The 25627-nt window shown below is 45.1% G+C and carries 20 protein-coding genes; 10 read left to right on the forward strand and 10 right to left on the reverse strand.

The window, feature by feature from the left end; translation table 11 throughout:
- Nucleotides 1-3 precede the first annotated feature (3 nt).
- The 5 genes from NL643_RS04435 to hrpA form a co-directional block, all read right to left on the reverse strand.
- Nucleotides 4-393: an ATP-binding protein gene (locus NL643_RS04435; RefSeq protein WP_167426598.1), complete on the reverse strand. Its 390-nt coding sequence runs from the start codon at nt 391-393 to the stop codon at nt 4-6.
- A 121-nt stretch (nt 394-514) separates the two neighbouring features.
- A complete protein-coding gene (locus NL643_RS04440; RefSeq protein ID WP_253643965.1) occupies nt 515-2095 on the reverse strand; it encodes a BCCT family transporter in 1581 nt (526 codons plus the stop codon).
- Between the two features lie 372 nt (nt 2096-2467).
- Nucleotides 2468-2983 carry an outer membrane beta-barrel protein gene (locus NL643_RS04445; RefSeq protein ID WP_005394222.1) on the reverse strand — a complete coding sequence of 172 codons (516 nt, stop codon included), beginning with the start codon at nt 2981-2983 and terminating at the stop codon, nt 2468-2470.
- Between the two features lie 199 nt (nt 2984-3182).
- On the reverse strand, nt 3183-3662 hold the full coding sequence (locus NL643_RS04450; RefSeq protein WP_005394221.1) for an outer membrane beta-barrel protein: 480 nt from the start codon (nt 3660-3662) through the stop codon (nt 3183-3185).
- A gap of 182 nt (nt 3663-3844) precedes the next feature.
- Complete coding sequence (gene hrpA, locus NL643_RS04455) at nt 3845-7831, reverse strand: ATP-dependent RNA helicase HrpA (RefSeq protein WP_253643966.1); 3987 nt, start codon at nt 7829-7831, stop codon at nt 3845-3847.
- 185 nt (nt 7832-8016) lie between these two features.
- On the opposite strand from hrpA, the gene NL643_RS04460 reads away from it, so the two are divergent.
- On the forward strand, nt 8017-8601 hold the full coding sequence (locus tag NL643_RS04460) for an FMN-dependent NADH-azoreductase (RefSeq protein WP_054867089.1): 585 nt from the start codon (nt 8017-8019) through the stop codon (nt 8599-8601).
- A gap of 79 nt (nt 8602-8680) precedes the next feature.
- On the opposite strand, the gene NL643_RS04465 is transcribed toward NL643_RS04460, so the two are convergent.
- Nucleotides 8681-9100 (reverse strand): hypothetical protein, encoded by a 420-nt coding sequence (locus NL643_RS04465; RefSeq protein WP_225311865.1) that lies wholly within the window; start codon nt 9098-9100, stop codon nt 8681-8683.
- 62 nt (nt 9101-9162) lie between these two features.
- Nucleotides 9163-10467 carry a MipA/OmpV family protein gene (locus NL643_RS04470; RefSeq protein ID WP_253643967.1) on the reverse strand — a complete coding sequence of 435 codons (1305 nt, stop codon included), beginning with the start codon at nt 10465-10467 and terminating at the stop codon, nt 9163-9165.
- Between the two features lie 237 nt (nt 10468-10704).
- Between NL643_RS04470 and NL643_RS04475 the strand changes: the two genes are divergently transcribed.
- From NL643_RS04475 to NL643_RS04485, 3 genes are all read left to right on the forward strand, one after another.
- Complete coding sequence (locus tag NL643_RS04475) at nt 10705-11055, forward strand: hypothetical protein (RefSeq protein ID WP_005377676.1); 351 nt, start codon at nt 10705-10707, stop codon at nt 11053-11055.
- A gap of 9 nt (nt 11056-11064) precedes the next feature.
- Nucleotides 11065-13005, forward strand: coding sequence for an alkaline phosphatase D family protein (locus NL643_RS04480; RefSeq protein WP_253643968.1), 1941 nt, complete (start codon nt 11065-11067; stop codon nt 13003-13005).
- Between the two features lie 190 nt (nt 13006-13195).
- Nucleotides 13196-13636: a TerB family tellurite resistance protein gene (locus NL643_RS04485; RefSeq protein WP_005394215.1), complete on the forward strand. Its 441-nt coding sequence runs from the start codon at nt 13196-13198 to the stop codon at nt 13634-13636.
- Between the two features lie 252 nt (nt 13637-13888).
- Here the strand turns inward: NL643_RS04485 and NL643_RS04490 are convergent, their stop codons facing one another.
- Together NL643_RS04490 and NL643_RS04495 are read right to left on the reverse strand one after the other, a co-directional pair.
- Nucleotides 13889-14419 carry a 3'-5' exonuclease gene (locus tag NL643_RS04490; protein ID WP_005394213.1) on the reverse strand — a complete coding sequence of 177 codons (531 nt, stop codon included), beginning with the start codon at nt 14417-14419 and terminating at the stop codon, nt 13889-13891.
- An 83-nt stretch (nt 14420-14502) separates the two neighbouring features.
- Nucleotides 14503-16044 carry a sensor domain-containing diguanylate cyclase gene (locus NL643_RS04495; RefSeq protein ID WP_253643969.1) on the reverse strand — a complete coding sequence of 514 codons (1542 nt, stop codon included), beginning with the start codon at nt 16042-16044 and terminating at the stop codon, nt 14503-14505.
- A gap of 289 nt (nt 16045-16333) precedes the next feature.
- On the opposite strand from NL643_RS04495, the gene NL643_RS04500 reads away from it, so the two are divergent.
- The 3 genes from NL643_RS04500 to NL643_RS04510 all read left to right on the forward strand — a co-directional run bounded on the left by NL643_RS04500 (nt 16334) and on the right by NL643_RS04510 (nt 21775).
- Nucleotides 16334-16936, forward strand: a complete 603-nt coding sequence (locus tag NL643_RS04500; protein ID WP_253643970.1) for a DUF2760 domain-containing protein — start codon at nt 16334-16336, stop codon at nt 16934-16936.
- The gene (locus NL643_RS04505) at nt 16936-18903 is read left to right on the forward strand and encodes an Hsp70 family protein (RefSeq protein ID WP_253643971.1); all 1968 of its coding nucleotides are present in this window, start codon (nt 16936-16938) and stop codon (nt 18901-18903) included. Before NL643_RS04500 ends, NL643_RS04505 begins: the two co-directional genes overlap by 1 nt.
- Nucleotides 18904-18964: 61 nt before the next feature.
- Nucleotides 18965-21775: an Hsp70 family protein gene (locus NL643_RS04510; RefSeq protein WP_253643972.1), complete on the forward strand. Its 2811-nt coding sequence runs from the start codon at nt 18965-18967 to the stop codon at nt 21773-21775.
- Between the two features lie 98 nt (nt 21776-21873).
- On the opposite strand, the gene NL643_RS04515 is transcribed toward NL643_RS04510, so the two are convergent.
- The gene (locus tag NL643_RS04515; protein ID WP_005394200.1) at nt 21874-22068 is read right to left on the reverse strand and encodes a hypothetical protein; all 195 of its coding nucleotides are present in this window, start codon (nt 22066-22068) and stop codon (nt 21874-21876) included.
- 86 nt (nt 22069-22154) lie between these two features.
- Between NL643_RS04515 and NL643_RS04520 the strand changes: the two genes are divergently transcribed.
- From NL643_RS04520 to NL643_RS04530, 3 genes are all read left to right on the forward strand, one after another.
- A complete protein-coding gene (locus NL643_RS04520) occupies nt 22155-22841 on the forward strand; it encodes a DNA-3-methyladenine glycosylase I (protein ID WP_253643973.1) in 687 nt (228 codons plus the stop codon).
- 574 nt (nt 22842-23415) lie between these two features.
- Nucleotides 23416-24759 (forward strand): sodium/glutamate symporter, encoded by a 1344-nt coding sequence (locus NL643_RS04525; protein WP_041852964.1) that lies wholly within the window; start codon nt 23416-23418, stop codon nt 24757-24759.
- 214 nt (nt 24760-24973) lie between these two features.
- Complete coding sequence (locus NL643_RS04530) at nt 24974-25465, forward strand: type II secretion system protein (RefSeq protein ID WP_101911898.1); 492 nt, start codon at nt 24974-24976, stop codon at nt 25463-25465.
- The last annotated feature ends 162 nt before the right edge of the window (nt 25466-25627 follow it).

The raw sequence follows: 25627 nt of genomic DNA on the forward strand, positions 1-25627 counted from the left end.
CGGTCACTCTTGCCACTGGCGTCGCATCTTTTCGATGGTCGCTGGTGGCACATCATGAATGCTTTGATACGCTCCGCGACACACTTTAACTTCCACCTCAATGCGCTTCTTCACGCAGTAGTCCAAGTAACGCTTCATCTCCCAGTGCCGAACAAACGTATTACTCACAATCACGACTTTCCCTTTGTTCAACCACTTTCGAGTTTGCTGAAAACACCATTCGTGCGCTTGGGACAATTGAGTCGGGTTAAAGTGATAATCACCTTCATCATTTTCAAAATACATGTCAGCTTCAAAATGCTTAGCACCAAGCTCTATCGCCAATTGCTTTGCTAAGGTTGTTTTACCTGAACCTGGAAGTCCACGAATAAGAATGAGTTTAGCCAGTGACATAATGCTGTTAAATGAGGTGGGAATAAGCCCAAACTGTAACGGAATTATTGAAAAAGAAAAGTAGAAATAAAAAATGCCGAGCGCATTAGGCTCGGCATTTAAATTCAATAGTGGATAGTGTTTATTTGTAAGCTGACAGTTCGGTTCTTAACCCTTTAACCAAGCTTACACACATCAACAACAGAACAAAGGTAAACGGTAATCCCGTTGCAACCACACCTGACTGCAATGCTTGCAAGGCTTCTTTACCACCAACCCAAAGCATAACGGCTGCAATTGCACCTTCAATACAAGCCCAGAAAATACGCTGTGGAATTGGTGCATCAATCTTACCACCCGCAGTGATACTATCGATAACCAGTGAGCCAGAGTCTGATGATGTAATAAAGAACACCAGAATCAGCACGATAGAAAGCATTGAAATCACTGAGCTATACGGAAGCGCATCGTAAACATGGAACAGAGTCAGTGAAATATCAGTTAGACCATTTGCACCTAGCTCACCGACTTTATTCACCACTTGGTCAAGCGCGATACCACCGAATACAGACATCCAAATCAAGGTAACGACAGTAGGAATAACGATCACTGCGAACAGGAATTCTCGAACCGTACGACCTTTAGACACACGCGCGATAAACATACCAACAAACGGTGACCAAGATACCCACCAAGCCCAGTAGAATACCGTCCAGCCGTGCATCCAAGTTTCATCTTCACGACCGTGGGGGTTGCTCAACGGAATAATATTTTCAATGTAAGCCATTGTTGTGTCGCGTAGCGAACCCCACGCCGTATCAAACGTGATAAAGGTAATGAAAATAAGCAGGGCAAATGCAACCACCATATTGACGTTACTCAGTAGTTTAACACCACCATCAATACCACGAATTACTGATAGCACCGCGATAAAGGTAACAAAGGTGATCACAATCATTTGTGTACCAATGCCGCCTTCTAGACCAAAGACATGGTTAATACCACTGGTCGCCTGCTGAGCACCGAGACCCAGCGACGTTGCAAGACCAAACAGCGTGGATAAAACGGCAAGAATGTCGATAACATGTCCTAACCAACCCCATGCTCGGTCACCAAAAATTGGATAAAACGCCGCGCGCAATGAAAGCGGTAAACCCTTGTTAAAAGCAAAAAACGCAAGTGCTAGTGCAACGAGTGCGTAAATACTCCAACCATGCACACCCCAGTGGAACATGGTGGCACCCATCGCTAGAGATTTCGCTTCTTCTGTGTATGGCACTGCGTTCAGTGGCATTCCCCACCAATCAGTGAAGTACGCGGTCGGCTCCGCCACACTCCAGAACAGAAGACCAATACCCATACCAGCTGCAAAGAGCATCGACAACCAAGAAACGGTTGAGTGATCCGGCGTTACTTCTTTGCCACCTAAGCGGATTTTACCCAGCGGAGAAAAAAGAAGAGCAACAGCGAATAATAAGAAGAAGTTTGTCGACCACATAAAGAACGCATCAAACTGTTCGATAATTCCGTTTTTCAGACCGTTTAATACATCACGAGCAGTGGTTGGCTCAACAAGAAGAAGTGAAATTAGACAGAAAACAACGAGACCCGCACTGATGCCAAAAACGGGGTTATGTATGTCGAATCCCCACTTTTGAACGTTGTCCTGTCCAACCTGATAGTCTGTTGTGTCGATACTATATTTTTTAAATGCATTATCCATAAATACAAATTTAACGTGAATTTGAAACGCCCCTCAGGTGAGAAGAACTCCAATACCGCCCTCCATTAATTTGAACTCTAAAGTTTTAAAGCGGGGCGAAGTTTAGCAGTAATCACATATTTTTGCAAAAAATCGCCATTTATTGCATTTTTGGCTCAGTTAAAGGCAGATGAGAACAAAGTAATATCAACACAAAAATTATGAGGTCTAACGATTGATTTTATCGTAATTTGATCGTTCGAAAAGCACTGGAAATACTTGCGCTCTGTGGCTTTATCATTGATGGGCGCGTAAATTGAGATAAGTAACACTGACTTGGTTTCAAAGATAGCGATGAAACCAAGTCAGTAACGTTTTCATAGAGACTGAGTATTATAGGAAATGGAAGGTAATATTCCCCGTCACACTGCTCACGGTGTCACTATCGCTGTCAATATCCACGCCAAACGCTTGATAGCTTGCCCCAATAGAAACATTATCGAGCAAGAAGTATTCGGCACCGACACCATACATGTAGGAGACACCATCATCTTTATCTAAATTTCTCAGTCCGCCGTCATAATCAACGTTGAATGCATTGATGCCACCTTTGGCATAGACATGAAGCGGCCCAAAGTCGATGCTTGGTTTCGCTGCTAAATAGAATGAATCAAAATCAGCACTACCCCTGCTGCCACTCAGTGATAAATCCACTTTGCCGTGGTTAAAGTAACCTGCCTCAATGCCAATGAATGGCAAAATACCAGTACCTACATGAATACCGTAGGTTGTATCGTTTTCGCTATCGATATCAGATTGACCAATTTGACCGCCAGCGTAAATCCATGAGTCAGCCATTGCTGATGTTGAGCACAACGTTAGAGCTAATAACGAGAGTGTTTTTTTCATACTATCCCTTCCTGAGCGATTCCTAAGCGAAACATTACGCAAATATGCGTATTTAATCGCCACTATATATTGGAAAGCATGAGCATTTTAAGATCCAAAAGTGAATAATTTATGTTCAACTTTTGTTTTGTGACTTCCAGACAAAAAAACACCGACATAAAGTCGGTGTTTTTCATATGGGTGTTAGAAAGCTAGACGCTTATAGGAAATGCAGTGTTGCGTTAACAGAGAACGTGCCGATATCGTCTTTACCCGCCGTGTAGTTCATGTAGCTAGCACCAACAGACATCGGACCAAAAATGAAGTACTCAGCACCTACACCGTACATTAGATCCAAATCGTCATCGTCTTTGCCGCCTTTCACTTCTTTGTCCCACTGGTGGAAGCCACCTTTTGCATATACATGCAGTGGACCAAAGTCGATGCTTGGCTTAAGTGCTGCGTAGTAAGACGTTAGCTTAGTGTCTTGACCATTTACGTTAAATTCACCGTGTTGCGTCACACCAGCTTCAATACCAATGATAGGTAGAATGCCTGTACCAACGTGAACAGAGTATGATGTATCCGTCTCACCTTTGTAGTCAGACTGACCTACTGTTGCACCACCGTAAATCCAAGAATCTGCCATTGCCGCAGAAGATGCGCCAAGTAGCGCCACTGCTAATAGAGTTTTTTTCATCATCTACCTTTACTCTTTATTATTCCCACGTCTGCATAACTCAGTCGTTGGTACTACAAATAAAGGGAGGCGAACCATTGCCTCCCAGAACTAAAAAATAACGCTTATTGAGTTACTAGCAATTAGTGTACCAGTAATCTCATACGCGAGAATTACAAATCTGACGCTATTTTACTGGTTGATTAGCAAGCATCAATCGCGTTTTTGACTCGTTTATCAGAAACAGGATAAGGAGTGCCTAATTGTTGAGCAAAGTAACTCACGCGAAGCTCTTCAATCATCCAACGCACTTCCTTTACGTTTTCAGGAATGGCCACACCTTTCGGGATCTTCTTCAGCAACTCTTTATAGTCTTGAGTCACAGATTCAATCTTCAGCATATGTAAACGATCTTTGTTTGGATCGATTGGCAACTTCTCCATACGACGCTCTATCGCACGCATGTAGCGAAGAATATCCGGCAAGCGTTTCCAACCACATTCCGTCGCAAAGCCTTTGAAGATCAAGCCTTCAATTTGTGCTTTGATATCCGACAGAGCAAACGCCATTGTGAAGTCGATCTTGCCTTTTAGCTTCTTATTGATGCTGAACGCCGTTGTCAGAATAGTCTCAACCTGTTTCGCGATCTCTACGACGGTATCACCCAGTTCAGCACGAACGTGTTCTTTCAACGCTTCGAACTTCTCTGGCTCCCAAACTAAGCCACCCTGCTCTTCAATAAGCTTATCGACACCACAGGCGATACAGTCATCGATCAGATCAAGCACTTTGCCGTAAGGGTTAAAATACAAACCCAACTTCGATTTGTTCGGTAAGTTAGCGTGCAAGTATTTAATTGGCGACGGTACGTTCAATAAAATTAGGCGACGCTGGCCAGCACGCATTGCGGTGATCTGCTCAAATTCGGTTTCGTAGAGTTTGATTTCAACGCTGTCTTTGCTATCAACAAGTGCAGGATACGCTTTTACATCGTAGCCACCACGTTTTTGTTGATACACTTTCGGCAATTCACCGAAGCTCCACGTATGCAGACCTTGCTGTTCAATATCGTCATCTGCCACTTTGGAAAGCGTTTCTTGAACTTTGTCTTTCAAGCTCTCTTTCAATTCGTGAAGATCTTTATGTTCCTTCAGTTTGCGATTTCGATGATCAACCGCTCGGAACGTGACTTTCAAGTGTTCAGGCACCTGTTCCAAGTTCCAGTCTTCACGCAACACTTCTACACCCGTCATGCGGCGCAGTTCTTTTTCTAGCGAGTCTAGCAGCGGCGCTTCCATTGGTGTTACGCGTGCTAAGAATGCATCGGCATAGTTCGGCGCAGGTACAAAGTTCTTACGAATCGTCTTCGGCAGCGATTTAATCAAACTAACAATAAGCTCATGACGCAAACCCGGGATCTGCCAGTCAAAGCCCGCTGGTTCAACTTGGTTTAAAATCGGCAACGGCAAATGCACTGTGACACCGTCACTATCATCGCCTGGTTCAAATTGGTAACTCAACTTGAGCTTCAAACCATTTTGATGCCAGAAGTTCGGGTAATCCAAGTCGGTGACATGACTAGCGTCGCCCTTGAACAGCATCTCTTTTTCAAAGGTCAGCAGCTCAGGAGCTTCTTTCGATGCTTTTTTCCACCACGTATCGAAATGTTTACCAGACACCACTTCGGTGCCAACACGTTGATCATAGAAATCAAACAGCTCATCATCATCCACCAAGATATCACGACGACGAGATTTGTGTTCAAGCTCTTCCACTTCTTGCAGAAGCTTACGGTTTTGCTTAAAGAACGCGTGTTTGGTTTCCCACTCACCTTCAACCAATGCACTACGAATAAAGATTTCGCGGCTAACGGTCGGATCGATACTGCCGTAGTTGACCAAACGCTTCGGTACGATTGGTACGCCGTAAAGCATGACTTTTTCATGCGCCATCACCGCCGCGCGTTTCTTCGACCAATGCGGTTCGCTGTAACTACGCTTGATAAGATGTTTGGCTAATGGCTCAATCCACTCCGGCTGAATCTTGGCAATGATGCGACCCCAAAGTTTCGAGGTTTCCACCAACTCGGCTGACATTATCCACTTAGGTTGTTTCTTAAATAGACCCGATGCAGGGAAGATATGAAAGCGAGCGTTACGCGCGCCTTGGTATTCATTCTTCTCTTGGTCTTTCATACCGATGTGTGACAACAAACCAACCAAGATCGCACTATGTACGCCATGGTAAGACGCAGGCTCATCGTTCAGTTTGAATTCCATTTCACGCATCGACTGGTGAATTTGGAAGTACACATCTTGCCACTCACGCACGCGCAAGTAGTTCAAATAGTCTTGCTTACATTGCTTGCGGAACTGGTTGCTAGACAAGGCTTTTTGCTGCTTTTGGATGTATTCCCACAAATTCACAAACGTCAGGAAGTCCGACTCTTCATGGAAGAAACGACGGTGCTTATCATCTGATGATTGTTGTTTGTCTGAAGGACGCTCGCGTGGATCTTGAATCGACAAAGCAGCTGCGATGATCATCACTTCTTTAAGCGCACCATATTTTGGCGCTTCCAAAACCATACGCGCCAAGCGTGGGTCGATTGGCAAACGAGCTAATTGGCGACCGATGGAAGTCAGGCGTTTTTTCGGGTCTTTTACCTCAGAATTAATCGCGCCAAGCTCTTCCAGCAAACGAACACCATCTTGGATGTTACGTTTGTCCGGCGCTTCCACAAATGGGAAGGCTTGAATGTCGCCCAAGCCAAGTGCGGTCATCTGTAAGATAACCGATGCTAGGTTGGTACGCAGGATCTCGGGATCGGTAAACTCTGGGCGCGACTCAAAATCTTCCTCTGAGTACAGACGGATACAGATACCCTCTTCCACACGACCACAACGACCTTTACGTTGGTTCGCACTCGCCTGAGAAACCGGCTCAATTGGAAGACGCTGAACCTTAGTTCGGTAACTGTAGCGGCTAATGCGCGCCGTGCCCGGGTCGATAACATACTTGATGCCCGGAACGGTTAGCGAGGTTTCTGCCACGTTGGTTGCCAGTACAATTCGGCGACCAGTATGAGGTTGGAAAATCTTGTTCTGCTCGCCCGCCGACAAACGCGCGTAAAGCGGCACAATTTCGGTGCTCTTCAGATTGCGTTTAGACAGTGCATCTGCGGTATCACGAATTTCACGCTCACCGTTCATGAAGATCAGGATGTCACCTAAACCTTCATCGCACAATTCGTCGACCGCTTCGAAGATGCCTTCAAGTTGGTCACGATCATTGTCGTCATCACCGCTTAGTGGGCGGTAACGGGTTTCTACTGGGTAAGTACGACCTGACACTTCAATAATTGGTGCATTGTTGAAGTGTTTTGAGAAGCGCTCTGGGTCAATGGTTGCCGACGTGATGATCACTTTCAAATCAGGACGACGTGGTAGCAACTCTTTCAAGTAACCCAAGATGAAATCGATGTTAAGGCTGCGCTCGTGCGCTTCATCGATAATAATGGTGTCGTATTGATTCAAGAAACGGTCATGCTGAATTTCAGCCAGCAAGATACCGTCCGTCATCAATTTGATTTGGGTATTTTCAGAGATCTGATCGTTGAATCGAACCTTGTAACCAACAAACTCACCCAGTTTGGTTTCCATCTCTTCGGCAATACGGTTCGCAACCGAACGCGCCGCAAGACGACGAGGCTGAGTATGACCAATCAGGCCGAACTTACCGCGACCAAGCTCAGCGCAGATTTTTGGCAGCTGAGTGGTTTTACCAGAACCGGTTTCACCCGCGACGATAACCACTTGGTTTTCTTCAATAGCTTTAGCGATGTCGTCACGCTTTTGGCTGACGGGCAGAATTTCTGGGTATTCAATCGTTGGTTTGTAGTTGCTGCGTTGTTCCGCAACCATCATCGATTTAGCAATGTCGAGTGCAATTTCATCAAACACAGCATTACGTGCTGCATCTTTCTTAATTTTGCTCGCACCAGAAATGCGTTTACTTAAACGGAAGCGGTCACGCATCATGCACTGGCTTAACGCTTTGCGTAGAGACGCCGCGCTATTCACTTGAGCCTGAGGTGCTTTATCTTGTTTCGCTGTCGCCTTTTGCACACCATTTGACGGTGTCGCTTGCTCTTCAGCGGGATTCTTTTTTGGGGGCTGTGACGAAGTCAAAGCGTTTCCTATTCTTTTCATTACAAAAACTGCGCGGATTGTATCACACAAGATCTGCAACAAGATAACCGAAACCACATTCAAATTTTTCGAACATGTTCAGCGAATCCCTATACTTTTTAACCAACGTGCCTCGCTTATAATGGCTCCCATAGTCAAAAGCACTTATTTAAGGAATAACCATTATGTCTCGTGTACTAGCTCTAAAATCAAGCATCCTTGGCGATTACTCTCAATCAAACAAACTGGTTGAAGACTTCATCAAAAATGTGGACCAAGACAAGCTAACTGTTCGTGATTTGGCTGCAAACCCATTACCAGTTTTGGACTTCGCCGTTGCCACTGCACTTCGCGCAACGGAAGATCTTTCACAAGAACAACAAGCGGTAGTCGAACTGTCGGATACGTTGATTGAAGAAGTAAAAAACGCTGATACTTTGGTTATCGCAGCGCCAATGTATAACTTTACAATTCCAACTCAGCTTAAAAACTGGATTGATTTGATTGCTCGTGCTGGCGTGACATTCAAATACACTGAAAACGGCGTCCAAGGCCTGATCGAAGGTAAGAAAGCGATTGTCATCACGACTCGCGGTGGTATCCATAAAGATTCACCAACAGACAACGTCACACCATACCTGTGTACCGTGCTAGGTTTCGTTGGTATCACAGATGTGGAATTTGTTTATGCGGAAGCGCTAAACATGGGTGAAGATTTCGCTGCGAAAGGCATTTCTGAAGCGCAGAGCCAACTTGCAGCGATAGCGTAAATTGGCCTAAGTTCAAGAACAAGTAGAATACAAATAACAAGGGATTGGTTCGCGCCAATCCCTTGTCGATCAAAATACCCTAATCGTGTTTAGAAATTATCTTATTTCTCCCAGAGCGATTCACTTTCTCTAAGTTGTGTAGCGCTTCGTGATAGAGCTTTTCCAAAGACTGCTCGGCTTCGTTTATCATATTCTCAATCATCGCATCAAACGCGACATCACTCGGAATTTCGAGATCGTCTCCAACGTCAACCTCAAGAGAATTGACGTACAACACTAACCATTCATCACCCTCTAAATGCCCTTCCCCGTGGACGACAAAAAAGCGCTTGGCAAATTCATCGTTGGTACAGTTTATCGCCTCAATTTGAATATTGAATGAGGAGTCGATACTCATGGTGCTCATGCCATCCGATTCATCAGATGCATCACAAACAGCCTTAACTTTGGCACGATACACGAAGGTTCGCGTTGAAAGCAGCATTGTATTATTCATCATTACTCATAATGGGTGATAAAGAAGTCAGTTGCAAATCCGACCTATATGCATCTTACGATGCTCTAAAACTCGAACTGGAAGTAAATGGTATTGTAGTTGCTCCCGCCTTTAATGCGCCCAAACTGGGACGCACTTTCGAAAATTGCTGAGCGGTGATGCAATGAATAACCCACCCACATATTTTCCCAGTTTTTTTGGTTGAATAAGTCACCTATATTTACATCAAACGAGAAGTCTAAGTAGTTCAGTAGCTTACTTGGTGTATAACCCTTGTCTTCCATTTCGGTTCCTTCGATGTAGGTAATGTTGTCGACGTATGACATACCTTCCGCAACACCAAATCGCCAAGTCGTTGGCCAATTAACGGTATAATAAGCCTTAATCGCCATCACGTATTCTGTGCTCGCGGACTGCACACTGGACGACCAGTGATGAACCAAACCTGGCGTTAAATAAATATCAAGAGGAAAGCCAAACAACTCGTCCGTTAGCGGGTGCCCATAAAACAATGAAGTAAGTTGATTGTCGTATGGGTCTTTTTCTCTCTCAAAGCTAAATATTTCACCAATATTTGAAGGCGTCGCCCAACCATGCGCGATACGTAGGTATGGTTTATTGCTCAGTGCTGATTTCGGAGCTTTGCCTTTATCGTTGAAAAAGCCAAAACCGACAAACACTTCACCTTGATATCGGTCTTCTACAAGCTGGCTGTTGTAGGCATTATCATCTAAGCGAGTGACACTCGTCTCCCCCAATAAATACAAGTTGGAAGTCACATGATAACGCGCTTTGATGCCGAAGTTGGCGTCAAGTCCTGCTCCAATTCTTTCCCCAGTAACATCTTTAAACGCATAATATTCACTGTTGAAGTCAGCGTCTTTGTATCGAATCGTGATAGATGGCTCTAACTCCCAATCACCAAACGCATAATTAGCGGCAAGGCGATAATTAGAGTGAAACTGGAGTTCATCGTCCGTCATTAATTCTAACTCTGCGCGCCAGTTGTCGTTAATGCTATAACGAACTTGACCACCAAAGTCGACTCTGTCCCCTTCATTGGCATTTTGTAGCGACATGGGAATATCAACAAATCTCAATCGCATGATCGCACTCGCGCGCCAGTCAGAATCACTCTCGTCATACAGAAAAACGCCGCCTTCAATGCCATTGATATACAAATGCTCGTTTTCAAAGAACATCATTGGTACAAATGTACTCACCGTCGAGTCATTATCGGCGGTATAAAACGGGATCGATGCGGTGCGATACATCGCTGCAATTCCCCACGTTTGCTCTTCTACACCATACGCAGAAGAAGTCATCGCAGCTAAAGGCAAAGTGAGTGTTGTTAGAATTAATCTCTTCATGAGTTCGAAAAATGTTGGTTGAGAAGCAGGCAAACATCAATGATTTGCCATTTAAAGCTTATGTTCTTCTGATGATAGCCGTTACAATGACAAATGTTGTCATCCTCGTGACAGTTTGAGTCCCAAGATTATATTAATATTGCACGACTAGATGAGCTTATTTGTGAATATTTTTACTATCGTAACAAGCTCTTAAAACTCTAGCTTAGTTCTAAATCAAACATAATGAAGTAAAAAGTGAAAGCATCAGAACTCATCTCTACCTTGAATCATTTACCCGCAGACACGGACCCAGACATTGTGATGGGAGAAGCATGGCTGCCTGAAAGGTTGATAGGGACTCAACTTGATGGTGACATGTTATTTTTGCACTTTGATAATGCTCCAGAAGATGGTCAGGGAGACGAAGAGGGACGCGGCTTCGTCGAGCACGAAATAGATCTAATCAGAACGCGACTTCAGCAGATTTTGGATGAAGACAGTGATAACGCGTCAAAAGCCGATGCCATGCTAGGTTTATTCCTTATGGGACATGAACTTAGCAGTTCACAAGTTATCGAAATATTAGAAGAAGAAGCTGACACATAAGGAGCCGTTTTGCCAGCATTGATGAATACGACTGAAACATCTTCACTTCCTCTTATCGTTGCAGGTCCGATTTTGCGCAAAGTGACCGCAACTGAAATCAATATTTGGCTAGTCACCACCCAACGCTTGGAGGGTATGGTGCAAATTACGGATGAAAACGCCTCCGTCCTTCATCAAGCCCCCTTAAGTGAGCAAAAAGAACAGCTTCAAATCGGTCTCAATGCGTGGTGCTGTTTGTTGCAATTAAAGGGCGAGTTTCCGACCCATCAAACGTTACGCTATCAAATACAAACGCAACACGGCTCAGTAACGGAACTGCTTCCTCATCTGACTTATGAACGAGATAACTGTCCAAATTTGGGCGTTGAGTTCCTAATCAGCGAAAAAGCAGATTATGTTCTGCATGGCTCGTGCCGGAATCCCCACCACTTCAGTAAAGATACATTGGTCGCTGCGGATCATAAAATCGCATCTCAAACCATCGAAGAAAGACCAGATATGCTCATCATGAGTGGTGACCAAATCTACGCAGACCATGTTGCAGGCCCTACTCTGGACGCCATCGAACAAGTCATTGCCCTACTCGGTTTACCGGGCGAAGAATTCGAGCAAGCGCCGATAAAAAATACCAATGCCCTCTACCAGCACTCAGCTTGTTATTATGGTCGGGACAAATTGTTGCCTCATTATGTGAATGATGGCAGTTTACTGAGTACGTTTTTCCCGCACAGAGGGACGCCAATATTCAGCGCCAAAGAGTGTGAAAACCATCTAATAAGCTTTGCCGAATGCTTTGCAATGTACTTATTGGTTTGGTCTCCAACCTTATGGAAGCTCATTCGGACAGATCGCTTATTAGAAAATGAGTTTACTGTCGGCGGAGCAACTCTCGATCCCAAATGGCAGCAGCAATGGCGCGAAGAAAAAGCTCAAATAGATAAATTCGTCTCAGGTCTGGATAAGGTTCAACGCCTACTTGCTCACATTCCAACCTACATGATCTTTGATGATCACGATGTCACCGACGATTGGAACCTTACCATAGGCTGGGAACAAGCCGCGTACAGCAACGCCTTTGCAAAACGCATTATCGGTAACAGCCTGATTGCCTACTGGCTCTGCCAAGGGTGGGGAAACGCGCCAGAAAAATTCAATGATGAGTTTATGAGTATCGCTCAACGCTTTTTCAACGAGCGTTCCTCACAAACTCAAGATGCATTTATTCAATATTTGTATCGCTTTGAGAATTGGCATTACACCATTCCGACGACGCCAAAAGTTGTCGTGCTAGATACGCGAACCAGACGCTGGCGTTCTGAGTCTAAAATGAACAAGCCCTCTGGGTTAATGGACTGGGAAGCAATGATTGAGTTCCACCAAGAACTTGTTCATCAAGACAAAGTTATCATTGTTTCTGCCGCGCCGATGTTCGGAGTGAAATTTATCGAAGCACTGCAGCGAGTAGTAACGATGCTTGGTAAACCATTAATGGTCGATGCTGAAAACTGGATGGCGCACCCCGGAAGTGCGAATACGCTTATTAGTATTTTTACACATACTAAGACGCCGACCAATTTCGTTATTCTCTCTGGCGACGTGCACTACTCTTTTGCATACGACATTAAACTTCGCTACCGAAAAAATAGTCCGAATATCTATCAAATCACCTGTAGCGGGATTAAAAATCAGTTCCCAACCCAATTGCTCAATATTTGTGATGGTCTAGATAGGCTTCTATATAGCCCTCGTTCGCCTTTAAACTGGTTTACAAAACGTAAGCGGCTAAAGATCTACAAACGCGCACCAAGTACGCACAATTTTTATCGCTTAGTTAACCACAGTGCTATTGGTGAGCTGCGTCTTGATGACGAAGGAAAGCCGAGCCAAATTAGCATTCTAACGAGCGATGGTGAAGAGGTACATTTTCCACCAACTCGTGCAGAAGGCTAAATCTCGCTCCCAAAATGACTTGCCCTTTCTTGAAGACAAGTCATTTTTGACTGAACTTAAAAGTACGAGGGATTTGGGTAGATGAGCAAAGCTCTTGACTGTCAACGGCGTGCTAAATTTGATACCGCACCTTGAGATCTACCGTATTTATGACCATGTTAACCAAATAAACAATAGCTCGGTGTTCAATATGTTTAACTCTCTTACCTCATTATTTAAACAGCTCATTGAAGGCTCTGATTTAAGCCAAACCAACACACTCTCTCCGAATATGGCTATCGCGTGCTTGCTGTGTGAAGTATCTGGCGCAGACCATAACGTCGATGATAAAGAGCAAGAAACAAAGCGTTCATTATTGATGAAGCTTCTGTCATTAAATGAAGAAGAATCAAATGCTTTGTTAGAGCAAGCTCAACAGAAAATAAAAGACTCCGCGTCTCTGTACGATTTTACTTCTCAACTGAGAGAATTGACTCAAGAAACACGCTACAACTTAATCAAAAGCATGTGGGAAGTGGCGTATGCCGATGGCGAAATTGATCCACTAGAAGATGCAGTGATCCGCAAAACAGCAGAACTACTCTACGTTGATCACAGTGAGTTCATTCGAGCAAAGTTGCAATCTCAGTAAGGAAACAAGGTAAACATGTAAGTCGCGCAAGCTATTTCAAGTCTACCGTGAAATGATGGCGAAGATTGAATTCTATAGCCATAAAAAAACGCGCATTACGCGCGTTTTTTCGATAAGCCAACGACATTGTTATTAAAATACTGGTCAAGATATGAATATGTTTGACGAGCTCTACACTAAACAGATTCCATGACAAAACAACAATGGTTGAATGACGATTTGATTACAAGTTTGCCGAACTATATCGGACCATTAAAGCATAGTCAGAGCAAGCTTCGCTAAATTGTACGCATCCACATAACCAGAATGTTGGCGCCCTTCCCAATCAATGCCTTTTGCTTCTTGAGCTGCTCGGTGACCAATACGCTTATCCTTAAGACGATTTTGAATGCGATAAAGCGTCGCTAAGTTGATGAACTCCGTAAATGGCGCTTCAATACCTTTTTGCTTACACTCTTCAAGCAGGATGAGGTCATCTCGGCCCCATGATGCATAAATCTTGTTTCGACCACCAAAGTTCTTAACCATGGATTTAAGCACTTCTTCTAATGGGCGCCCTTGTTTTTCAATTTTACGCGGCGTAATACCTGTTAGCTCGGCACAAAACAGCGAAACTTCATCATGTTCAGGTTTTACGTAGTATTGAGCTCGCTTGACTATCTCGCCTCTAGACAAATCTATTTCAGCCAACCCAACTTCGATAATTTCACCCGTGCTGCCGACACCATTTTCGTTCCAGCAACACATTTCTAAATCGAAGCATACAATACGGTTATGGTTCATAGTTTGTCTTGATTCCTAACATAAAATTTTAAAGCGTGCGATTCTACCGTAACACGGTGTAAAACTCGAATTTGCGCGCCCATTTAATCGCCAATCGACACATTATTACGACCGTTTTTTTTACTCAAATAAAGTTGATTATCCATTTTGTGATACAAGCTTTCAGGATCTTCATCTTTATGGACAGCCGCGCCAATACTTAACGTGCAAATGATTGAAGCATCGCCATAGTCAAAAGCCGTACTTGCCACGATGCTCCGCAACTTTTCCAGATAAGCTTCCAGTGCTTCTTTATCAATGACTTTAGAAATAATACAGAACTCATCACCACCAGCACGATAAAATCGGTCTCCAGGCTTTAGATTCGCACTGACTAGCTTAGTCACATGCTGCAATGCTTCATCTCCCCCTAAATGACCGTGCTTGTCATTGATAATTTTGAAGTGGTCGATATCAAAACCAACCAATGCGAAGCTAACACCTTTGTTTATCTGGCTAAGCAAATGATCGTTAAACGCTCGGCGATTGAGTAACTGAGTTAGAGGGTCACGCTCAGCCATCCTTTTTAATTCGACGGTTTTAAGCTCTAACATAACCGCCAAGCGCTCTTTTTCTCGTGACTGTAAATTCACAATCCAACTAATCAAAAAGGCGATTACCAACCCGGCTAATGTCGTGCCCGCTAAAATAGAACGCTCCCAAGCAGAGACGGCATCAGAAAGTTTAAAATCAATCCGCCACTCACGATTGGGCAGCTGAATGGTACGGCTTATAACCGTTCCTCGAATGTTATCCCAGTTTGAACTTTGGAAGAGAACGGGGTCATCTGCTGCGTCAAAGCCTAAATCTTCTACGCGCACCGACATATCTAGCTCGGTCGCGGTTTTCGTGATCAAATCCTCAAAGTAAACCGTACTTCGAATCACCCCTGTCACTACACCTAATAAATGTTTATCCTCGAAGTCAAACACTGGATGGAACACTAGCAGCCCAGTTTTAGGGATGGACTTGTCATACCCATCTTGCAGTAAGCGAACTTTATCCGAGACATTTGCTCGCCCATTTGTGGATATATCATCCAAGATGAGATCGAAGCGTTTACGTGAAAAATAGAAACCTAATAGAGAAAGGTTTTCTGGTGTTCTTGGATAAATATCCGATGCGATAAAAATTGGCTCTTTGTGTTCAAAAATGTACCCGTAGGTTTTGGGGTCATCTTTAGGAACGGTAAACGGTTGGAAATCAGGAAATGTTTGACGGGTCTTTAAAATATGCTCATCAAGGTCTTCGAATTCGACCTTTTGCATCCATTGAAGTCCGATTAGACTTCGCGAGCTATTGATTACTTGTTCCGCATACATTGGGAACGAAGACCAATAGGTGCGTTCAATCGAATGAAAAAAGTTTGCACCTGCACCAATAAACTTTAAATCATTTTCGACGTTCGCTTTCAGTGATTCTGCTTGTCGGTCAGCTAAAGTATCAAACGTCGTCTGCGTATACCGTTGCTGCATCGTATAAGCAGCACCGACCACACCAGCAGTGACACACAACGTCGCTGCGAAAGCTAGAATAGAGTCTGAATGTCGTTTGATAACGCTCTTGTGAGCGGTGCTTTGTGTCATATCGTAATTTTGATACTTCCGTAAGTTAAACTTCGGGATCTGTTGAAATACTGCGTTAGCAACGCACAAACATCAAGCAACAACCTATGCTGGGCAGTCCGATCGTCGATTTTTCACGCTGTTCGTACGGTATAGTCACGAATTATTACAGCCTTAAGCCTTGAATATGCTACCATCCGTCATCATTTTAATGTCTAAACTTGGTGCAAGATCGCAAAGACGATCGTTTTAGTGAACACATATGAGCCAATACTGAGCACCAATAATCAATAGAAAGAGAAAAAACGTCATGAACATTGATTTGAACCTAATTCCTCAAACGTTCGATATGCTTCACGCTGGCCTAACCGCATCGAGCGTTTTGCTTCTTTTAGTCGCGGTCTCTCGCAAATCAAAAGTGGTTGAGAAAGTCGTAGAAAAACCGGTCGAGAAAATCGTCGAAGTTGAGAAGCCAGTTGAGAAGATCGTCGAAGTAGAAAAAGTCGTTGAAGTTGAATCGAAACTCGCAACAGCTTCTACTGATTCTGCAATGCAGCTACTTTCTATCATGCAGCAAGAAGCTCGTCTGATCGACTTCCTACAAGAAGACCTAACTTCGTTCTCTGATGAAGAAGTAGGCGCTGCGGCTCGTGTTATTCACACTGGCGGTCAAAAAGTATTGAACGATTACGTGACACTTGCGCACGTTCGTAACGAAGAAGAAGAAACTCGTATTACGGTTGAAGAAGGCTTCAACCCACAAGAAATCCGCCTTACTGGCAACGTGACAGGCAGCGCGCCATTCCAAGGCACGTTAGTGCACAAAGGCTGGAAGGCAACATCGATGAACCTTCCTAAGCTGGCTGAAAACTACGATGCCTCTGTGATTGCTCCAGCCGAGGTTGAGCTGTAATGGAACACATGAACCAAGAAAATCATTCTCAAGAAACGAATAACCAAGCGTTTGCTCAAGAACAACAGACGCCTAAATTCAGCGTCGGTATCGACTTAGGTACCACACACTGCGTGATGTCTTTTGTTGATACGCACGACGAAGATGCTCGCGTTGAAGTAATGCCTATCCCACAGCTGACTGCGCCGGGTACGGTAGAGACTCGTAGCCAACTTGGCTCTTTCCTTTATCAACCACACGAACACGAAATGAACCCGCAATCACGTGTTCTTCCGTGGTCAAGTGAGCCAAAAGCTTTAGTTGGTGCAATTGCACGTAACCTAGGTTCAAAAACACCAATTCGTCTTGTTGCAAGTGCGAAATCTTGGCTTTGCCACGGTGGTGTAAACCGTCGTGACGCATTCCTACCAGCAGGTAGCCCAGAAGAAGTGGAAAAAGTATCCCCTCTTCGCGCAACCGAGCTATACCTTGAGCACTTAAAAGATGCTTGGAATCACGCAAACCCAAATCACAACCTTGCCGATCAAGACGTTACCATTACGGTTCCGGCTTCTTTCGATCCTGCGGCTCGTGATCTAACTGCAGAAGCTGCACGCAACGTTGGTTTTGTGCACCTAACGCTTCTAGAAGAGCCACAAGCTGCACTTTACAACTGGATTGATAACAGCAACGACAAATGGCGCGACGAAGTTGAAGTTGGCGACATCGTACTTGTGGTCGATATCGGTGGTGGTACAACTGACCTTTCTTTGGTTGAAGTAACTGAAGACGACGGCAACCTAACTCTGAACCGTATCGCGGTAGGTGAACACATCCTACTTGGCGGTGACAACATGGACCTTGCACTTGCGTACCGCTTGAAGATGAAGCTCGCGCAAGAAGGCAAAGAGCTACAGCCATGGCAAGTTCAGGCGATGACGCACGCATGTCGCGATGCGAAAGAAGCGCTATTGAACGACAGCGAGCTTCAGTCAGTGCCAATCGTTGTACCAAGCCGCGGTTCTAAACTGCTAGGGGCAACGCTGAAAACTGAACTGACTCAAGAAGAAGTACAACAGACATTAGTTGACGGTTTCTTCCCTCAAGTTGCGATTACCGACCACCCTGTTCAACGTAACCGTGGTGCACTAACACAAATGGGTCTGCCTTACGCACAAGATGCGGGTATTACTCGCCACATTGCAGCATTCTTGTCTAAGCAAGCACACGCGCAAAGCGGTGGTGAATCAGCGCAAGCTCAAGATTTCAACCCATTCGCAAACATGCCAGGTATGCCTGGCGCGGATGCAGCGCAATCGGCTGACTTCATCAAGCCAACAGCAATCCTATTCAACGGCGGCGTTCTGAAATCGAAACTTCTAGCCACTCGTCTAGAAGACACGATCAACGAATGGCTAATTGAAGCAGACGCAGAAATGGCGAAACGCCTAACAGGTGTGGATCTAGACCTTGCGGTTGCTAGCGGTGCGGCTTACTACGGCTCTGTGCGTCGTGGTCAAGGCGTTCGTATCCGCGGCGGTATTGCTTCGGCGTACTACGTGGGTATCGAAAGTGCGATGCCTGCGATTCCGGGCATGGCACCTCCAATGGAAGCACTGTGTGTAGCACCATTTGGTATGGAAGAAGGCTCAAGCGTTGACGTACCAAGCCAAGAGTTTGGTTTGATCATCGGTCAGCCAGTTAACTTCCAGTTCTTCGGCTCAACCGTTCGTCGTGATGACCTAGCAGGTACTCACTTAGACTACTGGGCACCTGAAGAGCTTGAAGAGCTACCAGAAATCCAAGTAACGCTGCCAGTATCTGAAGGTCGTCGTGAAGGTGAAGTGGTTCCAGTAACTCTTGCTTCTCGCGTCACAGAGCTTGGCACGCTTTACTTAGAAGCCATCGCCGCAGATAACGGGCAAAAATGGCATGTTGAGTTCGATGTGCGCGAAGACGCGAAAAGTGACTCAAACGAAGAACAATAATTAGAAGTCAAACGGCATCCAATCGGGTGCCGTTTTTAAATACACGAAGGTTTGGTTTTGTATGGCATCTCCTCGTTTCCTTGTTGGTATTGACCTCGGCACCACAAACACTGTGGTGGCCTACTGTGAAATCACCGACAACCTTGAACAATCCGAAGTATCCCTATTTGACATCGACCAACTGATTGGTCCGGGCGAAGTCGTTCGTAAACCACTTCTGCCCTCTTTCCGCTATCATCCAGCTGTAGGTCAAATCTCCCCTTCTGACCTCACTCTTCCTTGGGACAACGAACCTGTTGCTGGCGACATTAACAATGTCATCGTTGGTGAATGGGCTCGTGAATTAGGCGCGAAAGTAGAAGGACGTCAGGTATCCAGTGCAAAAAGCTGGCTATCGCACCAAGCGGTAGATCGTAGCTCAGACATTCTCCCTTGGGCTGGCGCGCAAGACGTGGATAAAGTCTCACCCGTCATTGCCAGCGCAAGCTACCTCAACCACATTCGTCAAGCATGGAACTACCGTCACCCTAGCAACAAGCTAGAAGACCAAGATGTGGTTGTGACTGTTCCAGCATCATTCGATGAGACGGCTCGTAAGCTCACGCTTGAAGCCGCAGAGTTGGCAGGTTTAAAGAAAATCGTCCTGCTCGAAGAGCCACAAGCCGTATGTTACGACTGGTACGCACGCCATCAGAAAGCCGCAGCTGATGAGCTCAAAGAGCTACCGCTGATTCTGGTGTGCGATGTGGGCGGTGGTACCACCGACTTAAGCTTGATTGAAGCAAGTTTCTCTTCTCAAGATGAGCTAGCCCTTGATCGTATTGGCGTTGGCGAACACTTGATGCTGGGTGGTGATAACCTCGACTTAGCATTAGCACACCTTGCAGAAAGCCGCTTCAATCAAAGTAAGAAGCTCACTGCAGCAAGCCTAACAAAGCTAATTCAGCAAACACGTAAAGCGAAAGAGAACCTGCTTTCAGCGAGCGCACTTGACGAAGTGAAGATCACCATGTTAGGTAGCGGCTCTAAGCTACTTGGGGGCACAAAGAGTATTGCTCTAAGCAAACAAGAAGTGCACCAAATCGCATTAGATGGCTTCTTCCCGCTTTCTGATTTCAGTGAAGTACCAGACAAACGCCGCAGCGCAGTTGTCGAGTTTGGCCTTCCATACGTTGCTGACCCAGCCGTCAGTAAGCACGTTGCCGAGTTCTTAACGATGCATCAGCAAGTGTCTCGTGCCGCTCTTGGCATTGAAGACGACAAACAAAACGCGATTCCAGTCGGTTTGCTACTCAACGGTGGCGTGTTCAACAGTGATCTGGTGACTGAGCGTGTCACTACCCTACTGTCCGATTGGCGCGGCGCACCAGTTACGGTATTAGATAACCCACATCCAGATTGGTCTGTTGCGCTGGGTGCCGTTGCCTTTGGTAAAGCACGTCGTGGTGCACAGCTTAAAATTGGTGGTGGTGCAGCCCGTTCTTACTTCTTGCATCTTCAAGAAAAGAACAAAATGGGCAAAGCGCTCTGTTTGCTTGCAAAAGGTACAGAAGAAGGTCACGAGATCCGTTTAAGCGGTCGTCGTTTCTCGCTCACTCTTGGAGAGCCAGTCCGCTTTAACCTGCTGACTTCTACCCACGATACCTTAACCAATAACACCGCCATTCAAAATGGCGTGATGGTTGATGTTGACCCAGACTTGTTTGCTCCGCTACCGCCTTATATCACCACCCTTGAAGGTGAAGGTGCCGAACTGCAAGCCAACCAGAAAGAACGCGTAGAAGTACAACTGGCGTGTCAGTTGACTGAAGTCGGCACACTTAAGATGGAATGTGTCAGCGCAGAAGACGACAACAAACGTTGGGAACTCGAATTTGAAGTCCGTAACAAGCAAACCGATGACAGCGAGCAAGTTAAGCTTCACCCTAAACTGAACGAATGTAAGGGGCTAATCGCTCGCCTATACAGCGGTAACAAAAAAAGCGCAGAAGGCAAAGAGATCAAAACCTTAGCCAAAGATCTTGAGAAGAAGCTCGGCAAACGTGACGAGTGGGATTTCACTACCCTACGTCAACTGTTTGATACCTTTGCACAAGGTCGTAAACGTCGCCGTCGTTCTGAACAGCACGAGAAAAACTGGCTTCGTTTGGCGGGCTTTGCACTGCGTCCGGGCTTTGGCGATCCAACAGACTCTTGGCGCATTGAGCAAGTTTGGGGCCTCTACCAACAAAACATTCAGTTCAAAAACCATCAAGGCTGGACAGACTGGTGGGTATTCTGGCGTCGTATTGCCGGTGGTTTAAGCCAAGAGCAGCAAGAGACCATCTTGGCGGACATCGCGAAATACCTACACCCTGGTGCGATGAAAAACCCACAATCCGCCAAAGCGGCACAAGACATGGGTTACGAATCCATGGTGCGTCTTTCAGCCTCTCTAGAGCATCTAGAAGTGGAAGATAAAGTTCTATTGGCAACGTGGTTCTTGAGTAAAGCGATCAACCAAAACCAGTTTGAACAAGCGCACTGGTGGGCGATGGGACGTTTGGCTTCTCGCACACCACTTTATGGCAGCCAGCACAACGTCATTCCTCGTGAACAAGCAGAACAGTGGTTGCCTAAGCTGTTAGAGCAGAACTGGCAGAAAGAGCCAATGATCGCTTTCGCAGCCGTAATGATTTGTCGTAAGACGGGCGACCGACTATTCGATATCTCTGACGACTACCGTGAGCAGGTCTTGGTTAAGTTGAAGCAAAGTAAAGTTCCCGAATCTTGGGTATCACTAGTTAAAGAAGTGAAAGAGCTTTCAGAAAGCGAATCAAAACGCGTCTTCGGTGATGCTTTACCAAGCGGTTTAACGCTGGTTCATCATTAAATCCACTCTACACAAGAAGACGAGTTAGACGTACAAAGCCCTTCCGACGAAGGGCTTTGTTGTATCGCATTCTTTTGGTTTTTATCGTGTACAACGCGCTAATTCATTTCTGTCGTAATCACTACATCGCGCGTTTCGTTATCCATATCGCTAATACCGACCACCGACACTTCTCTGTCCGATAGAGTTTCAATTAAGCTGTCTTCTAATCCGCCATCAGCCAGCCAAGTATAAAATTTATCCGCGATACGCTCCGAACCTTCCCCGACAAACGTTAATGTGACCTTCTTCATTTGTGACACTCCATCAATTTACGATTCAGCCACTTAAGCGTAGTATGTTTCGCAAATATCGACATAAACTAGGACTAACTTCTTTTATGAGTATCGAAAAATTTGACGCGATTTATCAACGTGCTGCTAAGCGAAAAGGCGGAAAAGATCAGCTTGAAGCGCTATTGTCTCACCCATTAAGTAAAGAGGAATTAGCAGCGATTCCCGATGACCGTTGGCTAGCCGCTTTTTCGATGAAGGTGTTCCAAAGTGGGATTTCGTGGAGCGTGGTTCACAACAAGTGGCCGAACTTCGAAGAAGTGTTCTTCGGATTTAAGATTGAGCCGTTGTTGATGCTGTCAGACGAGCAATGGGAAACCAAAGCGACCGACAAACGCATCATTCGCCACCTCACTAAAGTCATGTCGATTCCGGCCAACGCTCGCATGATCCACGAAGCAAGAATCGAATATGGCTCGTTCAGTAACATGATTGCTGAATGGCCTCGGGAAAAGATCACGGATCTATGGGGCTACTTGAAGAAGCATGGTAGTCGTTTGGGTGGAAATACAGGCCCTTACACTTTACGCCAAATGGGCGTGGACACTTTTATTCTGTCTAACGATGTCGAAGCTTATTTACGCAACTGCAAGATCATTGAAGGCGGCAAAGACACGAAAAAGTCCTTGGACTCTGGTAATAAAGCCTTTATTCAGTGGCAGCAAGAAAGTGGAAGAAGCTTGACCGAAATCAGTCAAATTATCGCGTTTAGTACTGGTGACAACCGAATTTAAACAAGCACTTTGTAGCTCTGGGGGCGAAATTCCGGCCCCCTATAACGCATGATATTTGCGCGAATCACTCTACTTTAGCTCTTACTGATATTACTACTTTCTCGATTCCTCCAAAAAATCCCTCCTTAAAGTGGCAAAATCCCCCTTCAAATCACAAAAAGTTATCATATCGACAAATTATTTTTCTTGTTCAATATTTCTATTTATCAAATATTTAATTACAAGTGCCCAGTTTTTAGGCACTAAATATTGATGACGCTCAATTGCATTGCGCTGACAAACTGACTAGGATACACGCCCTTCCTGAGTGAACTATCAGAAACTTGATCGAGGAATTTATTCAAATTTCTCAACACTTCGTGAGCACTCACAACAATTGCACTCACTTTATAGATTTAAGGATCAACAGATCCGTTAATACAAATTCGACAGCGCAATAGAGTGCTGACTAGAACAACCATGACGCGATGTCACACGAGTGACTATTTTCGTGGTTTTGTGCTGGAAGTTATTTATTACATCAAGGCTGGTTAAAAGGATGAGCCCCTTGAACGCATTTACTGGAGGACAAGAAATGCCAAAAGGTCTAATGCTGACTGACTTAGCCATCGCTGGCTTACTATTAATTGCAGCAAAAGTAATTCGTGTACATATGCCTTTACTACAACGCATGTACATTCCATCAGCTGTATTGGCTGGGTTATTTGGTCTTATTTTTGGCCCAGCTCTGCTTAACGTATTACCTTGGACAGATACTTTTACCGCAAACGCAAGCCTCTTAACTGCTGCACTTTTTTCTGCGTTGGGTTTAGCAACAGATGTCCCGTCACCAAAAGTGGTTGCTCAACGAGCAGGCTCATTGTGGGCGTTTAACCAAATTGCATCCGTGTCGCAATGGCTGTTTGCAGCAATGTTTGGTTTAGTACTTACCACCTTCTTTTGGCCTGACATTAATCCTGGGTTTGGCGTAACCATGTCCGCGGGATTCATGGGCGGTCATGGTTCAGCATCTGTAGTCGGTGAAATCTTCACAGGCCTTGGCTGGGAAGATGGTTTTACACTTGGTTTAACGTTCGCCACGGTTGGGATCTTTATTTCAATCTCGGTGGGCATGTTAATGCTTCAGTTTGCGTTGAAAATGGGCTGGATTCGTAGCTTTACGACATTCGACAGCATGGACGAACACGAGCGCAAAGGCTTAGTGAAACCTGACGATCAAGAACCTGTGATGAAAGATACGATGTCATCATTGTCAGTCGATTCTTTCGCGATTCACGCGGCGCTGGTTGTAGTGGTAACCGCTTTCTCTTATGTAGCAGCCAACTACTTATCTTCTTTCCACGATAAGGTACAAATTCCGACTTTCGTTACTGGCTTTCTAGGCGGTATGTTAGTTCGAATTATCGCTAAGCAAACCAAGGCATCTCATTACCTATGTGACGGCGCATTCAAACACGCAGCGGGTATTAGTACGGATTACCTGATCATCTTTGGTATCTCAGCGATTAAGATCACGGTTCTAGCGCAGTATTTAATGCCAATGGTAGTGCTCGCAATTGGTGGTATCGCGTTCACGCTATGGCTTATCTTTTGGGTTGCACCTCGCATCATGGGAGATGACTGGTTTGAGAAAGGCATTTTCTCTTGGGGATGGTTAACAGGTACAGTCGCTATGGGTATCGCGTTATTACGCATTGTCGACCCCAAAATGCGCAGTAAAGTGTTAGACGACTATGCTATCGCTTATGTTCCAGGCTCAATTACGGACATTTTCATCATCTCGCTTATGCCAATCGCAATGTATAACGGCATGCACTGGCAAGCGTTAGGTGTTGGTCTAACCTATATTGCCGTTGTCTTATTCATTTGGCGATTTGTATTTAAGCGCAGCGGTCAAGCCGTCGCAAACGAGTCTTAATTGATCATTTCGGGAGGTATTTTATCCTCCCGAATTTAACTCTCTCCCCTTATTCGATAGCCGCCTCCCACCAGCATGTAACAAATAAGCAACTTGTTTTATATTTAAGATCTGCAAGCTTGGTCACTCCTTCCCATCCTTTTTTAATACTTGACCTGCGCATTTTTATATCAAAATAGCCGCCAAACTATTCATGACTCATGGAGAAAAGGCAGTGCATCGCTCTCAAGGATTTACCCTCATTGAACTCATTGTGTGCATCATTATCCTTGGTGTCGTTAGTGTTATTGCCCTTCCTAAATTTCTTGGTCTGCAAAAAGATGCTCGAGTGGCGGTTCTATATGGCGCGAGGGAAGCGCTCATGACTGCAAACAACTTTGTGTACACCAAAGCCGTTATTCAATCTCAAGAGACGGTAGATGGCGACAAACAATATAACATTGATCTAGATAATGACGGCAATAACGACCTAATTGGTTACTTTGGATTCATTAAGAATGTCATTCCCGCAAAAGAGCTGGCAGGTTTCGACCCTCAACTCACTATCAATACTTGGTACGGGGTAGACAGCCCGGACGAACCCTATTTCCTTATCGGCTTTGCAAACAAACCTGTTGGTCCAGACCATATGTGTTATGTCGAAGTTTACTACCCAGAAACTCCAGGAGGCCAAGTCAGCTACAAAATACAAACTGACGACTGCTAGTTCCCCCTAGTGAGTGAAAGTAACAGTTGCACTTTTGGTGCTTTCATCGCTTTTAGCAGAATACTGGCCCTAAAACCCATTATTAACAACTATTTCACATAATGTTGTTTCATAGTTAGCTTGCAGCGAGAAAACAAGTAATTAGCGACCGCACGCGCCCGT

The sequence above is a fragment of the Vibrio sp. Y42_MX_L11 genome (assembly GCF_024181785.1).
GTDB lineage: Bacteria > Pseudomonadota > Gammaproteobacteria > Enterobacterales > Vibrionaceae > Vibrio > Vibrio diabolicus.